Annotated in this window: 14 protein-coding genes; 9 read left to right on the plus strand and 5 right to left on the minus strand. The window is 71.2% G+C overall.

Translation table 11 applies throughout. The features are described from left to right. The first annotated feature begins 85 nt into the window (after positions 1-85). The 4 genes from ACFV2X_RS09055 (at position 86) to ACFV2X_RS09070 (ending at position 4,402) form a co-directional block, all read left to right on the plus strand. On the plus strand, positions 86-1,369 hold the full coding sequence (locus tag ACFV2X_RS09055; RefSeq protein WP_385613386.1) for an ABC transporter substrate-binding protein: 1,284 nt from the start codon (positions 86-88) through the stop codon (positions 1,367-1,369). A gap of 12 nt (positions 1,370-1,381) precedes the next feature. Beyond that, the gene (locus ACFV2X_RS09060) at positions 1,382-2,296 is read left to right on the plus strand and encodes a carbohydrate ABC transporter permease (protein WP_385613388.1); all 915 of its coding nucleotides are present in this window, start codon (positions 1,382-1,384) and stop codon (positions 2,294-2,296) included. An 8-nt stretch (positions 2,297-2,304) separates the two neighbouring features. After that, complete coding sequence (locus tag ACFV2X_RS09065) at positions 2,305-3,231, plus strand: carbohydrate ABC transporter permease (RefSeq protein ID WP_385613481.1); 927 nt, start codon at positions 2,305-2,307, stop codon at positions 3,229-3,231. Between the two features lie 136 nt (positions 3,232-3,367). Further along, positions 3,368-4,402: an NUDIX hydrolase gene (locus tag ACFV2X_RS09070; protein WP_089510072.1), complete on the plus strand. Its 1,035-nt coding sequence runs from the start codon at positions 3,368-3,370 to the stop codon at positions 4,400-4,402. Between the two features lie 622 nt (positions 4,403-5,024). Here ACFV2X_RS09070 and ACFV2X_RS09075 read toward each other — a convergent pair. Beyond that, positions 5,025-6,461, minus strand: a complete 1,437-nt coding sequence (locus ACFV2X_RS09075; protein WP_385613392.1) for a dipeptidase — start codon at positions 6,459-6,461, stop codon at positions 5,025-5,027. A 180-nt stretch (positions 6,462-6,641) separates the two neighbouring features. Between ACFV2X_RS09075 and ACFV2X_RS09080 the strand changes: the two genes are divergently transcribed. Further along, the gene (locus ACFV2X_RS09080; RefSeq protein WP_358640100.1) at positions 6,642-7,871 is read left to right on the plus strand and encodes a geranylgeranyl reductase family protein; all 1,230 of its coding nucleotides are present in this window, start codon (positions 6,642-6,644) and stop codon (positions 7,869-7,871) included. 73 nt (positions 7,872-7,944) lie between these two features. Here the strand turns inward: ACFV2X_RS09080 and ACFV2X_RS09085 are convergent, their stop codons facing one another. Next, positions 7,945-8,436 (minus strand): nitroreductase family deazaflavin-dependent oxidoreductase, encoded by a 492-nt coding sequence (locus ACFV2X_RS09085; RefSeq protein WP_385613396.1) that lies wholly within the window; start codon positions 8,434-8,436, stop codon positions 7,945-7,947. Positions 8,437-8,576: 140 nt separating this feature from the next. Here ACFV2X_RS09085 and ACFV2X_RS09090 point away from each other — a divergent pair, with 140 nt between their 5' ends. Then, the gene (locus ACFV2X_RS09090) at positions 8,577-9,272 is read left to right on the plus strand and encodes a TetR/AcrR family transcriptional regulator (RefSeq protein ID WP_385613399.1); all 696 of its coding nucleotides are present in this window, start codon (positions 8,577-8,579) and stop codon (positions 9,270-9,272) included. Positions 9,273-9,295: 23 nt separating this feature from the next. Here the strand turns inward: ACFV2X_RS09090 and ACFV2X_RS09095 are convergent, their stop codons facing one another. From ACFV2X_RS09095 to ACFV2X_RS09105, 3 genes are read right to left on the minus strand one after another with little or no spacing between them, the layout of a single operon-like run. Continuing rightward, positions 9,296-10,165 carry a biotin-dependent carboxyltransferase family protein gene (locus tag ACFV2X_RS09095; protein ID WP_385613401.1) on the minus strand — a complete coding sequence of 290 codons (870 nt, stop codon included), beginning with the start codon at positions 10,163-10,165 and terminating at the stop codon, positions 9,296-9,298. Continuing rightward, entirely contained in the window at positions 10,162-10,896 is a 735-nt protein-coding gene (locus tag ACFV2X_RS09100) for an allophanate hydrolase subunit 1 (RefSeq protein WP_385613404.1), read from the minus strand. Before ACFV2X_RS09100 ends, ACFV2X_RS09095 begins: the two co-directional genes overlap by 4 nt. Continuing rightward, positions 10,893-11,660: a LamB/YcsF family protein gene (locus ACFV2X_RS09105; protein WP_385613406.1), complete on the minus strand. Its 768-nt coding sequence runs from the start codon at positions 11,658-11,660 to the stop codon at positions 10,893-10,895. The genes ACFV2X_RS09100 and ACFV2X_RS09105 overlap by 4 nt, the downstream gene beginning before the upstream one ends. A 127-nt stretch (positions 11,661-11,787) precedes the next feature. Between ACFV2X_RS09105 and ACFV2X_RS09110 the strand changes: the two genes are divergently transcribed. The 3 genes from ACFV2X_RS09110 to ACFV2X_RS09120 all read left to right on the plus strand — a co-directional run bounded on the left by ACFV2X_RS09110 (position 11,788) and on the right by ACFV2X_RS09120 (position 14,323). Continuing rightward, on the plus strand, positions 11,788-12,510 hold the full coding sequence (locus tag ACFV2X_RS09110; protein WP_385613409.1) for a GntR family transcriptional regulator: 723 nt from the start codon (positions 11,788-11,790) through the stop codon (positions 12,508-12,510). A gap of 125 nt (positions 12,511-12,635) precedes the next feature. Beyond that, complete coding sequence (locus ACFV2X_RS09115) at positions 12,636-13,358, plus strand: DUF969 domain-containing protein (RefSeq protein WP_385613411.1); 723 nt, start codon at positions 12,636-12,638, stop codon at positions 13,356-13,358. Continuing rightward, positions 13,355-14,323 carry a DUF979 domain-containing protein gene (locus ACFV2X_RS09120; RefSeq protein WP_385613414.1) on the plus strand — a complete coding sequence of 323 codons (969 nt, stop codon included), beginning with the start codon at positions 13,355-13,357 and terminating at the stop codon, positions 14,321-14,323. The genes ACFV2X_RS09115 and ACFV2X_RS09120 overlap by 4 nt, the downstream gene beginning before the upstream one ends. Positions 14,324-14,354: the final 31 nt, after the last annotated feature.

Genomic DNA, 14,354 nt, shown 5'->3' on the forward strand with positions numbered 1-14,354 from the left:
TAACTCTTGACTGGGCCCCGTCCGACGGGTGAGATCCACTCACTCGCGTTCGGTTGTGTTCGATTGAACCTCCTTGGAGGGGCACATGGCACAGTCTTCGTCAGAACATCGGATCTCCCGTCGTGCTCTGCTCCGGGGCACCGCGATCGGAGCCGGTGCGGTCGCCCTCCCGACGCTGCTCACCGCCTGTGGGGGCCCCAGTGACGAGGTGAAAATAGGGTCCAACGCCTCGGATGCCGTACCGCGCAAGGCGTTCGCCGAGGTATTCGACGCGTACGAGAAGAAGTCCGACAAGAAGCTCAAGGTCAACACCGTCAACCACGAGTCCTTCCAGGAGAACATCAACCGCTATCTCAAGGGCACCCCGGACGATGTCTTCATGTGGTTCGCGGGGTACCGCATGCAGTTCTTCGCCAAACAAGGGCTGCTCGCCGAGATCAGCGACCTCTGGAAGGGGTTCGAAGGCTTCTCCGACGCGCTCAAGCAGCAGTCCTCCGGCGAGGACGGCAAGCAGTACTTCGTACCGTATTACTACTACCCATGGGCCGTCTTCTACCGGAAGAGCGTGTTCCAGCAGCACGGCTACGAGATCCCCAAGACCTTCGACGAGTACCGCGCGCTCGCCAAGCGGATGGACAAGGACGGCCTGGACGCGATCGCCTTCGGCGACAAGGACGGCTGGCCCGCCATGGGCACCTTCGACTACCTCAATATGCGGGCCAACGGCTACGACTTCCACATCTCGCTGATGCGGGGCAAGGAGTCCTGGACCGACCCCAAGGTCAAGCAGGTCTTCGACCTGTGGCGTGGTCTGATGCCGTACCACCAGAAGGGGGCCAACGGCCGCACCTGGCAGGAGGCCGCGCAGAGCCTGGCGCAGAAGAAGTCGGGCATGGCGGTCTTCGGGCTTCCGCACCCCGGGCAGCAGTTCCCCGAGGCCGACCGGAACGACCTCGACTTCTTCCCCTTCCCGGAGATCGACTCCGCCTACGGCCAGGACGCGGTCGAGGCGCCGATCGACGGCTTCCTGCTGTCCAAGAAGTCCAAACGGCAGAAGCAGGGCAAGGAGCTGCTGAAGTACCTCGCCACCCCGGCCGCCGAGGAGATCTACCTCAAACGGGACCCCAACAACATCGCGGTCAACGAGGGCGCGTCCAACTCCTCGTACAACACGCTGCAGAAGAAGGCCGTCGAGCTCATCGCCGACGCGAAGCAGATCTCGCAGTTCATGGACCGCGACACCCGCCCCGACTTCGCGTCCCAGGTGATGATCCGGGCCATCCAGCAGTTCATCAACAGCCCGAACGACATCGACTCCCTGACGAAGAGCATCGAGTCCCAGAAGAAGACCATCTTCACCAGCGACTAGGAGACACACGCCGTGCCGCACACCACCGCGCGGCGTGCCAGGCGGCGGGGTCCGCGGAAGTTCACCACCCGCGACCTCGCCGTCATCGGCGTGCTGCTGGGCATACCCGTACTGCTCGACCTCACCCTCATCTGGGGGCCGACCCTCGCCTCCATCGGTCTGTCCTTCACCAGCTGGGACGGCATCGGCGATATCCACTGGGTCGGCGTCGACAACTACCGCACCCTGTTCACCGACTATCCGCCGTTCTGGCCGGCCGCCCGCAACAACCTGCTGTGGCTGGCGTTCCTGGGGTTCGTCGCCACTCCGTTCGGGCTGCTGCTGGCCGTACTCCTCGACAAGGGTGTCCGGTTCAGCCGCTTCTATCAGTCCACCCTCTACATGCCGGTGGTGCTCTCGCTCGCCATCGTCGGCTTCATCGCCCAACTGGTCTTCTCCCGCGACCAGGGCGTGCTCAACGCCATCATCGGCAACACCGACGACCCGGTCGACTGGCTCGGCGACCCCGACCTCAACATCTGGGTGGTGCTGCTGGCCGCCGCCTGGCGGCACACCGGCTATGTGATGATCCTCTATCTGGCCGGGCTGAAGTCCGTGGACCCCTCACTCAAGGAGGCCGCGGCCCTCGACGGGGCCAACGAGCGGCAGACCTTCTTCCGGGTCGTGTGGCCCACGCTCCGGCCGGTCAACGTCATCGTCGGCGTCATCACCGTCATCGAGGCGCTGCGCGCCTTCGACATCGTCTACGCCATCAACCACGGGCGCAACGGCCTGGAACTGCTCTCCGTGCTCGTCACGGACAACATCATCGGCGAGGCCAGCCGCATCGGCTTCGGATCCGCCATCGCCGTCGTCCTGCTCACCGTGTCCCTGGGATTCATCGTGACCTATCTGGTGCAGGAGCTGCGAGGGGAGAAGAAGGGATGACCAGGGGGATGACCGCACCGGCCCGGACCGCACCCGCGCGGACCCCCGCGCCCGCGACGCCCGCGGGCGGCGGGCGCCGCCGGACGCGCCCCGCGCGCCTGGGGCTGCACGCCTTCCTGATGACCGTCTCGCTCGCCTTCCTCGCCCCGCTGCTGCTGGCCGTCTACGCCTCGCTGCGCCCGTACGAGGAGACCGCCGAGCACGGCTACTTCTCGCTGCCGCGCCATCTGTCGTTCGACTACTACAAGCAGGCGTTCAGCGACTCGGGCATGAGCAAGTACTTCGTCAACTCGCTCATCATCGCGGTGCCCGGGGTGCTGCTGACGCTCTTCTTCGCCTCGTTCGTCGCCTTCGTCGTCTCCCGGCTGAAGATGCGCGGCGGGCTGATCCTGCTGATGGTCTTCACGGCCGGGAACCTGCTGCCGCAGCAGGTGATCGTCACCCCGCTGTATGTGCTCTTCACCAAGATCAACCTGCCGTACTGGATGTCGGACTCGATGACGATGTACGACTCCTACTGGGCGGTGATCGCCGTCCAGGTCGCCTTTCAAGTCGGCTTCTGCGTCTTCGTCCTGGCAAACTTCATGCGCACCCTGCCGCTGGAGATTCTGGAGGCGGCGGTGGTGGACGGCGCGGGGGTGTGGACCCAGTACTGGCGGATCACCCTGCCGCTGTGCCGCCCGGCGCTGGCGGCGCTCGGCACGCTCCAGTTCACCTGGATGTACAACGACTTCCTCTGGGCCCTCGTCTTCGTCTCCGACGGCGACAAGCTCCCCATCACCTCCGCGCTCAACAACCTGCGCGGGCAGTTCTTCACGGACTACAACCTGCTGGCGGCCGGTTCCGTGATCGTGGCGCTGCCCACTGTGCTGGTCTTTCTACTCCTCCAGCGGCATTTCATCGCGGGTCTCACCCTCGGCGCGAGCAAGGGCTGAAGGGCGGCTCCGGGGTGCGCCGACGGCCTGCGCCGCCGCCCCGGCGGCGGCGCGATCCGTCACTCCGCGGCCCCCGGGCGTTTTCACAACAGGGTGATGCGGGCAACTGACAGGGGGCGATGGAATAGGGGGAAATGTGATCGTCTGGCTGAACGGTGCGTTCGGCGCGGGCAAAACCACCGCGGCCCGCGAATTGGTGGACTTCTTGCCGGGCAGCACGTTCTATGACCCGGAACTTGTCGGCGACGGCCTGCGGATGATGCTGCCGCGCAAGCGCCTTGACGAGGTGTCCGACTACCAGGACCTGCCGTCCTGGCGGCGGCTGGTCGTCGACACGGGCGCGGCGCTGATCGCCGAGGTCGGCGGCCCGCTGGTGGTGCCGATGACAGTCCTGAGGCAGGAGTACCGCGATGAGATCTTCGGCGGCTTCGCGGCCCGGCGCATTCCCGTGCGGCATGTGTTGCTGCACACCGACGAAACGATACTGCGCGAGCGAATAGCGGAGCGCGAGGCCATCCCGGGCGACGCGGACGGCAGCGAATCCGTCCGCCGCTGGTGCCTGGACCACCTCGCGCCCTACCGTTCGGCCCTGCCGTGGCTCGTCGACGACGCGTATGTCGTGGACACCACCGGGCTCACCCCCCGGCAGACCGCCGAGCACATTGCCGACGCCGTCCGCGAGGGCGCGGGCAGCTGCGACATCGTGCAGACCCCGGAGCCCAGAGCCGAGACCCTGGCGGCCGGGGTGCTGCTCTTCGACGAGGACGACCGGGTCCTGCTCGTCGATCCCACGTACAAGCCCGGCTGGGAGTTCCCCGGCGGCGTCGTCGAGTCCGGCGAACCGCCCACCGACGCCGGCGTCCGGGAGGTGGTCGAGGAACTGGGCCTCAGACCGGCCGAGCCGCTGCGGCTGCTGGTCGTCGACTGGGAGCAGCCCTGCCCACCCGGCTACGGCGGCCTGCGGCTGCTCTTCGACGGCGGACGGCTCACCGCCGAGGCGGCCCGCGACGTCCTGCTCCCGGCCTCCGAACTGCGCGCCTGGCGCTTCGTCACGGAGGGGGAAGCCGCGGAGCTGTTGCCTCCGGTACGCCTGAGCCGATTGCGCTGGGCGCTGCGCGCCCGAGAACAGGGGCGCCCCCTGTACCTCGAGGCGGGCACGCCGACGGGCTGACCGCGGGAGGCGGGCTCGGGATGGCTCCGCGGCGCCCGTGCCGCGCCGCGGTACGGGCGGCTTACGGCCCGGCGGCGAGCACGCGGCCTGGTCCGGCGGCTCCCTGCCCCGGCCCGGGTCGGCCCTGCCCTGGACCGGGCGTGTTTCGGCCGGGCCCGGCCCGGCTTGCGTCGGGCCGGTTTCCGGGAGTTCGTGTGGGGCTCCTGTTCCGGCGGTACCGGCCGCGCTTCGGGGGCGGCCTTGGGGCCGCCGGGGCTGCGGCCCCGAATTGCTCCGACCTGTTCCGGCCCGGCCGCCGGGACCGGCCTGGTCGGCTCGGTCTGCGCCGGGCTGCCCCGGCCTGTCCTGGCCGGGGTTCTCGGCCCCGGTTCAGGTCTGCGGCCGACGGCGGCCGGGGCCAGGGTCGGTCGCGCTTCGGGTGCGGGCTTGGGGCCGCCGGGACCGCGGCCCCAAGCTGTTCCGGCCCTTTCTCAGCCCGGCCGCCGGAACCGGCCCGGCCGGGCACCGCGCCCGACCGGACCGGCCGGACCGGCCGGGCGGCATCAGCGGGCGCCATGCCCCGCGGGGCGTGACGCCCGCTCAGCAGACGCCAGACACCAGACGGCGACGCCCCGCGCAGCGGCTATCGCGTCGGGGCGGCCGGCGTATTCGCGGCCTCGTCCGCGTAAGAGCGCAGGAACAGCGCCTCCGCGAGCGAGAGCCGTTCCAGCTCCTCCGGTGAAACGCTCTCGTTGACGGCGTGGATCTGCGCGTCCGGCTCGCTCAGCCCGATCAGCAGGATCTCCGCCTCCGGGTAGAGCGAGGCGAGCGTGTTGCACAGCGGGATCGAGCCGCCCGCGCCCGCGATCGCCATCTCCTGACCGTCGTACGCCTCGCTCAGGGCCCGACCCATCGCCGTGTACGCGGGGCTGGCGGTGTCCGCGCGGAACGGCTGGCCCTGGCCGACCTGTTCGACGGCGACCCGCGCGCCCCAGGGCGCGGCGGACTGCAGGTGGGCGGTGAGCAGTTCGGCCGCCTGGCCCGCGTCCACGCCCGGCGGCACCCGCAGGCTCACCGCCGCCCGCGCGCTCGCCTGCACCGACGGGGTGGCGCCGACGACCGGAGGGGAGTCGATGCCCAGGACGGTGACCGCGGGGCGGGCCCAGACGCGGTCGGCGACCGTGCCCGAGCCGATCAGCTCGACCCCGTCCAGCACCTTGGCATCCTTGCGGAAGTCGTCGTCCGGATACTGGAGTCCGTCCCAGGTCTCGTCGGCCGCCAGACCCTGGACGGTCGTGGAGCCGTCCTCGGCCCGCAGCGAGTCCAGGATGCGGATCAGCGCGGCGAGCGCGTCCGGGGCGGCGCCGCCGAACTGGCCGGAGTGCAGATTGCCTTCCAGGGTGTCCACCCGGACCCGCAGCAGCGCCATGCCGCGCAGCATCGCGGTGACCGTCGGCAGCCCGCAGCGGAAGTTGCCGGTGTCGCCGATGACGATCGCGTCGGCGGTCAGCAGCTCGGGGTGCGCCTCCGCGTAGCGCTCCAGGCCCCCCGTGCCCTGCTCCTCCGAGCCCTCGACGATGACCTTGACGTTCACCGGGATCCCGCCGTGCTGCCCCAGCGCGCGCAGCGCGGTGAGGTGCATGATCAAGCCACCTTTGCAGTCGGCGGCGCCGCGCCCGTACCAGCGCCCGTCGCGCTCGGTCAGCTCGAAGGGCGGGGAGATCCAGGCGGCCTCGTCCAGCGGCGGCTGGACGTCGTAATGCGCGTAGAGCAGTACCGTCGGGGCCCCGGACGGGCCGGGCAGAAAGCCGTAGACCGACTCGGTGCCGTCGGGGGTGTCCAGCAGCGCCACATCCGTGAACCCCTCGGCGCGCAGCGCGTCGGCGACCCATCGCGCGGCGGCCTCGCATTCGCTCTTGGGGAACTGCGCCGGGTCCGCGACCGATTTGAAGGCCACGAGCTCGGACAGTTCGGCCTTGGCGCGGGGCTGCAGCGCGGCGACGGTGGCGGCGATGGCCCGGCGGTCGGCCGGGGCGGTGGCCGCGGGGCCGTCGGGTCGGGCGTGAGGTGCCTGCTCCATGTGGGGACGCTCCTGTGGGATGCGCGCGATGGCACGGATGTACGACTGTACGACTTGATAGTTGTGCTGCTGATCATCCCACAGCGGGGTCACACCCTGGTGAGCCGTAGGATGCCACGGTGGCCCGCGGCGGTGGTGGCGCAGGGCGATCAGGTCGGTCGAGTGGGAGCGGAAGCACACGTGAGCAGCGACAACGCGGCCCGGAACGGGGCCTCCCCGGCGGAGCCGGCGGACGAGTCGGTATGGGACGTCGTGGTGGTGGGGGCGGGCCCGGCGGGTGCCTCCGCCGCCTACGCCGCCGCCTGTGCGGGCCGCCGGGTGCTGCTGCTGGAGAAGGCCGAGCTGCCGCGCTACAAGACGTGCGGCGGCGGCATCATCGGCCCCACGCGCGATGCGCTGCCGCCCGGCTTCGAACTCCCGCTGCGTGAGCGCGTACACGCCGTGACGTTCTCGCTGAACGGCAAGCTGACCCGTACCCGCCGCTCCAAGCAGGCTCTGTTCGGGCTGATCAACCGGCCAGAGTTCGACGCCGGGCTGGTCGAGGCGGCCAAGGACGCGGGCGCTCAGGTGCGTACCGGCACCGCGGTGGCGCGTGTCGAGCAGCACGGCCCGTCCGTGCCCGACCGGCGCACCGTGGCCGTGGTGCTCTCGGACGGCGAGACCGTGCTGGCCCGGGCCGTGGTCGGCGCGGACGGCAGCGCCAGCCGGATAGGCGCCCACGTCGGGGTCAAGCTCGACCAGGTCGACCTCGGTCTGGAGGCGGAGATTCCGGTGCCGCCGACCGTGGCGGAGGACTGGTCGGGCCGGGTGCTCATCGACTGGGGCCCGCTGCCGGGCAGTTACGGCTGGGTCTTCCCCAAGGGCGACACGCTGACGGTCGGGGTGATCTCGGCCCGCGGCGAGGGCGCCGGGACCAAGCGTTATCTCGAGGACTTCATCGCCCGGCTCGGGCTCGCCGGGTTCGAGCCGCGTATCTCCTCAGGTCATCTGACCCGCTGCCGCTCCGACGACTCTCCGCTGTCGCGCGGCCGGGTGCTGGTGTGCGGGGATGCGGCGGGGCTGCTGGAGCCGTGGACCCGGGAGGGCATCTCCTTCGCGCTGCGCTCGGGGCGGCTCGCGGGGGAGTGGGCGGTACGGATCGCCGAGGCCCATGACGCGGTCGACGCCAGGCGCCAGGCGCTGAACTACGCCTTCGCGATCAAGGCGGGGCTCGGGGTGGAGATGGGGGTCGGGCGGCGGCTGTACTCGGTGTTCGCGCGCCGCCCCGGAATGTTCCACGCGGCGCTCACGGGCTTCAGGCCGGCGTGGCGGGCGTTTACGAAGATCACGCGCGGTACGACGACTCTCGCCGAGATCGTCCGCACCCATCCGGCGGCCCGGCGGGCGCTGACCGCGTTCGACCGCCGGTAGCGGCACGGGGCCGGTCTGTTGCACGGCCGGCCCGCCGCCCGGGCGGCCCCGATGCCTTCCGCCGGCCGCCGCTTCACGCCTTGGCGGCCGGGGGCTCGGCGGAGGTGGCGGTGGAGGCGTCGTCGGTGGTGATGCGGAAGACCGGGTGGAGCGGGGAGATCCGCGCCAGTTCATCGTCCGAGGACTTCGCGGTCACCCCGTCGAAGAAGCTCTTCACCTCCCAGCCCCAGCGGTCGAGGTAGGCGCGCAGCGCCTCGGTCTTCTCCGCGCCCTCCGGCAGCTCGGTGGCGGTGAAGGTGTGCTCGCGGCGTCCGAGACGCAGTCGCCCGCCGCCCGCCGCCCGCATGTTGCGCACCCACTGGGAGGCGCCGCGGGGGGAGACCAGATAGCGCTCGCTGTTCAGCGACAGCGGGTTGACCGGCACACGACGCCATTCGCCGGACTTCCGGCCGACGACGGACAGTTCGGCGGTGCCGAAGAAGCTCACCCCGCGCCGGGCGAGCCAGGTGATGGTGGCGTTCATGGCGCCGTCGAACCGGCTGGGCTTGATGTGGTGCTCCGACATGGTGTCCTCCTGTGCTCGCTGTGCTCCATTTCGAGAGCGGTGCTCTCGCTTGAGATCAGTGTGCATGAATCGGCGTGCCGCCGCAAGAGCACTGCTCTCGTTGTTGGCCGGTGCTCCGTCCGGATGAGAGACTGGCTGCCATGAGTGCGATCCGAGGGGCCAGGGAACGGGCCCGTACCGAAGTGACCGCCGCCATCAAGGAAGAGGCGCGCCGCCAGCTCGCCCGCGAGGGCGCGGCCAAGCTGTCGCTGCGCGCCGTCGCCCGCGAGCTAGGCATGGTCTCGTCCGCCCTCTACCGCTACTTCCCGAGCCGCGACGAGCTGCTGACCGCGCTCATCGTGGACGCGTACGACGCCCTCGGCGCCGCCGCGGAAGCGGCCCTGGCGAAGGCGGACGGCCAGGAGCCCGTCGAGCGGTGGAGCGCGGTCTGCCAGGCCGTACGGGAGTGGGCGCTGGCCCATCCGCACGAGTACGCGCTGATCTACGGCTCCCCGGTGCCCGGCTACTCCGCGCCCCAGACCACCGTCGTACCCGCCTCCCGCGTGGGCCTCGCCCTGCTCGCCATCGTGGGCGACGCCCACGCCGCGGGTACGTTGCGCGTCCCCGGGGACGCCGGGGTGCCCGAAGCGGTGCGGGGAGATGTGCGAGCTCTGGCCGGGACCCTGGGGATCGAGCTGCCCGACGCGGCGCTCGCGCGGTTCATCGCGGCTTGGGCGCAGCTGTTCGGCCTGGTCAGCTTTGAGCTCTTCGGCCAGTTCAAGGGCGTCGTCGAGGCGCGCGAGGAGTTCTTCGGCCAAGCCGTGGCGACCCTCGGCCGTACGGTGGGCCTCCTCTAGCAGGCCCTGTTCAGCGCGGGTGGCTACCGGGCCCGGCGTGGCACGAAGCGCACCACCGTGCCCGGGACGGCCTGGGCGGCCGCGGCGAGACGGCCCTCGGGGACGACGCCGACGACGGGGTAGCCGCCGGTCGTGGGATGGTCGGCCAGGAACAGCACCGGGCGGCCGTCCGGCGGGACCTGCAGCGCGCCCAGGACCATGCCCTCGCTGGGCAGTTCGCCGTCCCTCGCGCGCTCCAGCGAGGGCCCCTCGGTGCGCAGCCCGATGCGGTTGCTCGCGGCCGACACCCGGAACTCGCCGGTCGCCAGGGCGCGCAGCGCCCGGGGGGTGAACCAGTCGTCGCGCGGGCCGAGCGCGACCGGCAGGACGAGTTCGCGCGGCGGCCCCGGGCAGGGCGCCGCGTCCACGGCGGGCGCCGGACCGTACGGCGCGCCCAGCCGCAGCACCGCGCCGTCGGCGAGCGGGGGCGGGCCGAGGCCGGAGAGCAGATCCGTGGAGCGGCTGCCGAGCACCTGCTCGGCCTCCACGCCGCCGCCGAACGCCACATAGCTGCGCACACCATGGGCCGCCGCGGCGACCTCCACCAGTGCGCCCGTGCGCACTCGCACGGGCGCGCCCCATGCGGCGGGGCGGCCGTCCACGGTGACCGGGCAGGGCGCGCCGGTGACCGCCACCGTCGCGGCGCGGCGCAGCCGTACGGCGCAGCCGGTGAGCGTGGTCTCCAGGGCCGCGGCCCCTTCGGGGTTGCCCACCAGGCGGTTGGCGAGCCGCAGGGCGGGCTCGTCGAGCGCCCCGGAGCGAGGTACGCCGAGGTGGGCGTGGCCGACCCGGCCGAGGTCCTGGACGGTGGTCAGCGCGCCGGCCCGCACCACCGCGAAGGCGCTGTCCGTCATGCGGAGGTCTCTTTCCCTGCGGGCTGGTCCCCTGTGGGCTGTTTCCCTGCCCCTATGTGTTGTTCCGCTTCCTCTGCTTCTTTGGCGGATCGCTCCGGTACGAAGCGGACGCGGGTTCCGGGGGCCAGGAGCGCGGCCGGGGTGCGCGCGGTGTCCCACAGCACCGCGTCGGTGGTGCCGATCAGCTGCCAGCCGCCGGGGGAGGAGCGCGGGTAGACGCCGGTGTACGGGCCCGCGAGGGCGACCGAGCCGACCGGGACCCTGGTCCTCGGGGTGGCGCGGCGCGGTACGTGGCGGTGCTCCGGCAGGCCGGTCAGATAGCCGAAGCCGGGGGCGAAACCGCAGAAGGCGACCCGGAATTCGGTGTCCGCGTGGATGCGCGCGACCTCGTGCGGGGCGACCCCCCACAGCTCGGCGACATCGGCCAGGTCCGGGCCGTCGTAGCGCACCGCGATATCGACGGTGGCGTCGTAGCCGCCGGCCGGCGGGGGGATGTCCCACCGGGCCACCTCGGCCGCCAGGCGGCGCGGATCGGCCACCCCGTCCAGGAGTACGGTGCGCGCCGCGGGCACGATCTCCCGTACCGCGGGCAGCGTCCGGGCCTCGGAGCGGCGCAGCAGCTCGGCGTGGAGGGCCAGGGCGGCCTCGCCGGTGTCCACTTCCAGCAGCAGCGCGTGGTCCCCGACCGGCAGGCCGCGCACGCGGATGCGCCCGCCGGAGCCGCCGGTCATGCGAACGGCTCCACGCGCACGCCGGCACCCTTCAGTTCGGCCCGGACCCGGCGGGCGATATCGGCCGCCCCGGGGGTGTCGCCGTGTACGCACAGGGAACGTATGTCCACCTCGACCGGCCGGCCGTCGATCGAGGTCACCGACTTGTCGCGGGCGAAGGCGAGGGAGCGCTTGACGATGGTGCCCGGGTCGGGGACGACCGCGCCGGGCTCGCCGCGGGGGACCAGCGTCCCGGCCGCGGTGTACGCGCGGTCGGCGAACCCTTCGCCTACGACGGGCAGTCCGCCCGCGTCGGCCGCCTCGTGCAGCCGGGAGCCGGGCAGCCCCAGGACGGGCAGCGGGGCGTCGGCGGCCAGCCGTATGCCCTCGACGACCGCGGCGGCCTGGGCCTGATCGTGTACGCAGCGGTTGTACAGCGCGCCGTGCGGCTTGACGTAGACCACGTCCGACCCCGCCGAGCGCGCGAACACCCGCAGGGCGCCGATCTGATAGGCGATCTCGTCGGTCAGCTCACGCGGCGGTACGTCCATGGTGCGGCGGCCGAAGCCCGCCAGATCCCGGTACGAGACCTGCGCCCCGATGCGCACACCGCGCTCGGCGGCCAGCTCGCACACCCGGCGCATGGTCGAGGGGTCGCCGGCGTGAAAGCCGCAGGCGACGTTGGCGCTGGTGACGACGGACAGCAGGGCGTCGTCATCGGTGAGCCGCCAGCGTCCGAAGCCCTCGCCGAGGTCGGCGTTGAGGTCGATGGTGAGGTCCGCCATGACATGACAACCTAAGCGATCGTTGAACGATCCGACAAGATGAATGTTGTTCCGAGAGGGGTTCTGGGATTGACTTCTCGCCATAGGGCATTCAGAAGCGGTGAATAACCCAAAAAGGGGAGCAAGAGTGACAAACGGGGCGGATCGGCGGATCGCGGAGGCGTCCTCACTGGCCGAGTTGGAGGGCGACCGCGCACTGCTGGGGCGGACGAGCACCGCCGAGCGCGTCGCGGACGTCCTGCGCGACCGCATCGCCGAAGGGTTCTTCCCGCCCGGCACCCGGCTGTCCGAGGACAGCGTCAAAGGGGCGCTCGGCGTCTCGCGCAACACCCTCAGGGAGGCGTTCCGGCTGCTCACGCACGAGCGGCTGCTGGTGCACAAGCTCAACCGCGGCGTGTTCGTGCGCGTCGTCACGGTGGACGACCTCAACGACATCTACCGCGTGCGCACGCTGGTGGAGTGCGGCGCCGTACGCGGCCTCGGGAAGCCGCCGTACCCGCTGGAGGCCGTCGAGTCGGCCGTCCTGGCCGGGGAGTGTGCCGCGCAGGTGCGGGCCTGGCAGGACCTGTCCACCGCCAATATCCGCTTCCACCAGGGGATCGTGGCGCTCGCGGGCAGCCCGCGAGCCGATGAGCTGATGCGGGGCGTGCTGGCCGAACTCCGGCTGGTCTTCCACGTCATGGACGACCCACGACGCTTCCATGCGCCGTATCTGGTCCGTAATCGGCACATCCTGGAGGTGCTGCAGTCCGGGGACGCCGTTGAGGGCGAGCGGCTGCTCGCCTCCTACCTCGAGGACTCCCGGCTCCAATTGGCCGACGCCTACGCCCAGCGGGTTTCCGAGTCGTAAACGATCCTCAGGCCGAGAAACAACTGCATATCGAAGTCTTGTCGGATCGTTCAACGATCGCCTAGCCTCCGGTGCATTCTTCCTCACGGCGTCGCTCGTGAGGTCCTGCGCACGGAAGGCGGGACATGATCGTTCTCCTCGGCGTCCTGGTGGTGGTCCTCGGATTCGCCACCCGACGCAACCCGTTGCTGGTGGTGGGAGTCGCCGGCATCGTCACCGGGCTGCTGGGCAAGCTCTCGCCACAAGAAGTCCTCGCGGCCTTCGGCAACGGCTTCGCCTCCAGCCGCTCGGTGACGATCTTCGTCATCACCCTCCCGGTCATCGGCCTCCTGGAGCGCAACGGCCTCCAGGAGCAGGCCCGCGTTCTCATCGGCCGGCTCGGCAAACTCACCGCCGGCCGCTTCCTCGCCCTCTACCTGGGGCTCCGTCAACTCACCGCGGCCTTCGGCCTCACCAGCATCGGCGGACCGGCACAGAGCGTGCGGCCCATGGTCGCGCCGATGGCCGAGGGGGCCGCCGAGCGCCGCCACGGCCCGCTGCCCGAGCAGGTGCGCGAGCGCGTCCGCTCGTACGCATCGAGCGCCGACACCGTCGGCCTCTTCTTCGGCGAGGACTGCTTTCTCGCCATCGGCTCGATCCTGCTGATCACCGGCTTCGTCAACACCACCTACGACACCCACCTGGAGCCCCTGCAACTGGCGCTGTGGGCGATCCCCACCGCCGTATGCGCCTTCCTCATCCACGGCGCCCGGCTGCTGCGCCTGGACCGCACCCTGGACCGCGACCTGGCGGCCGCGGGCTCCCGCTCGGCCCAGGCCGGCGACCGCACCTCGGAGGATGCCAAGTGATCAAGGTCGAGTGGTTCTACTGGCTCGTCGGCGCCGTCTTCCTCGCCATGGCCGCACAGATGGCGGTCGACCGCAGCAACCCCAAGCGCCTTGGCTCCGCGGCCTTCTGGGGCCTGCTGGGCGGATGCTTCTTCTACAGCACCTGGGTGGTGAAGAAGCAGGTCCCGGCCGAACCGCTGGGCCTCGCCGTGCTGGTCATGGTCTGCCTGGCCGGCTTTGGCCTCACCGGGCGCGGCACCCCGCGCACCACCACCGCCGAACAGCGCACCGCGCTCGCGGCACGGCTGCGCGGCAAACTTTTCGTCCCCGCCCTCACCATCCCGATCGTCGCGGTGGTCTGCGCCTCCGCCCTCAAGCACTGGCGCATCGGCGGCGAACCGGTCCTGGAGCCGGGCAGCGAGACCGTACTCGGCCTCGGCTTCGGCGCCATCGCCGGTCTCGTGGTCGCCATGCTCGTGGTCCGCGAGCGCAACCCCGCCGTTCCGCTGCACGCCGGACGCGGCCTGCTGGAGTCCATGGGCTGGGCGCTGCTGCTGCCCCAGCTGCTGGCCGTACTCGGCTCGATCTTCCAGGTGGCCGGGGTCGGCACCCAGGTCGGCAAGATCACCGAACAGCTGCTGCCGGACGGCCAGAAGTACGTCGCCGTGGCCGTCTACTGCGTCGGCATGGCCCTGTTCACCACGATCATGGGCAACGCCTTCGCCGCGTTCCCGGTGATGACCGCCGCCATCGGCTGGCCCGTGCTCATTCAGCAGATGCACGGCGAACCGGCGGTCGTCCTCGCCGTCGGGATGCTGGCCGGCTTCTGCGGGACTCTCGTGACCCCTATGGCCGCCAATTTCAACCTCGTGCCCGCCGCGCTGCTCGAACTCAAGGACCAGTACGGGCCCATCAAGGCCCAGATCCCCACCGCCGGGGCGCTGCTGGTCTGCAACATCGTCATCATCTCGCTCTTCGCCTTCTGAGGGGGCCCGTGTGACGTCAGTGACCGCTCCT

This window comes from Streptomyces sp. NPDC059679 (assembly GCF_042734105.1).
Lineage (GTDB): Bacteria > Actinomycetota > Actinomycetes > Streptomycetales > Streptomycetaceae > Streptomyces.

Coding starts and splice junctions, on each gene's coding strand:
- ACFV2X_RS09115 (WP_385613411.1), top strand. CDS start 12,636: ATGATCGTTCTCCTCGGCGTCCTGGTGGTGGTCCTCGGATTCGCCACC.
- ACFV2X_RS09090 (WP_385613399.1), top strand. CDS start 8,577: ATGAGTGCGATCCGAGGGGCCAGGGAACGGGCCCGTACCGAAGTGACC.
- ACFV2X_RS09085 (WP_385613396.1), bottom strand. CDS start 8,436: ATGTCGGAGCACCACATCAAGCCCAGCCGGTTCGACGGCGCCATGAAC.
- ACFV2X_RS09105 (WP_385613406.1), bottom strand. CDS start 11,660: ATGGCGGACCTCACCATCGACCTCAACGCCGACCTCGGCGAGGGCTTC.
- ACFV2X_RS09095 (WP_385613401.1), bottom strand. CDS start 10,165: ATGACGGACAGCGCCTTCGCGGTGGTGCGGGCCGGCGCGCTGACCACC.
- ACFV2X_RS09055 (WP_385613386.1), top strand. CDS start 86: ATGGCACAGTCTTCGTCAGAACATCGGATCTCCCGTCGTGCTCTGCTC.
- ACFV2X_RS09065 (WP_385613481.1), top strand. CDS start 2,305: ATGACCGCACCGGCCCGGACCGCACCCGCGCGGACCCCCGCGCCCGCG.
- ACFV2X_RS09100 (WP_385613404.1), bottom strand. CDS start 10,896: ATGACCGGCGGCTCCGGCGGGCGCATCCGCGTGCGCGGCCTGCCGGTC.
- ACFV2X_RS09075 (WP_385613392.1), bottom strand. CDS start 6,461: ATGGAGCAGGCACCTCACGCCCGACCCGACGGCCCCGCGGCCACCGCC.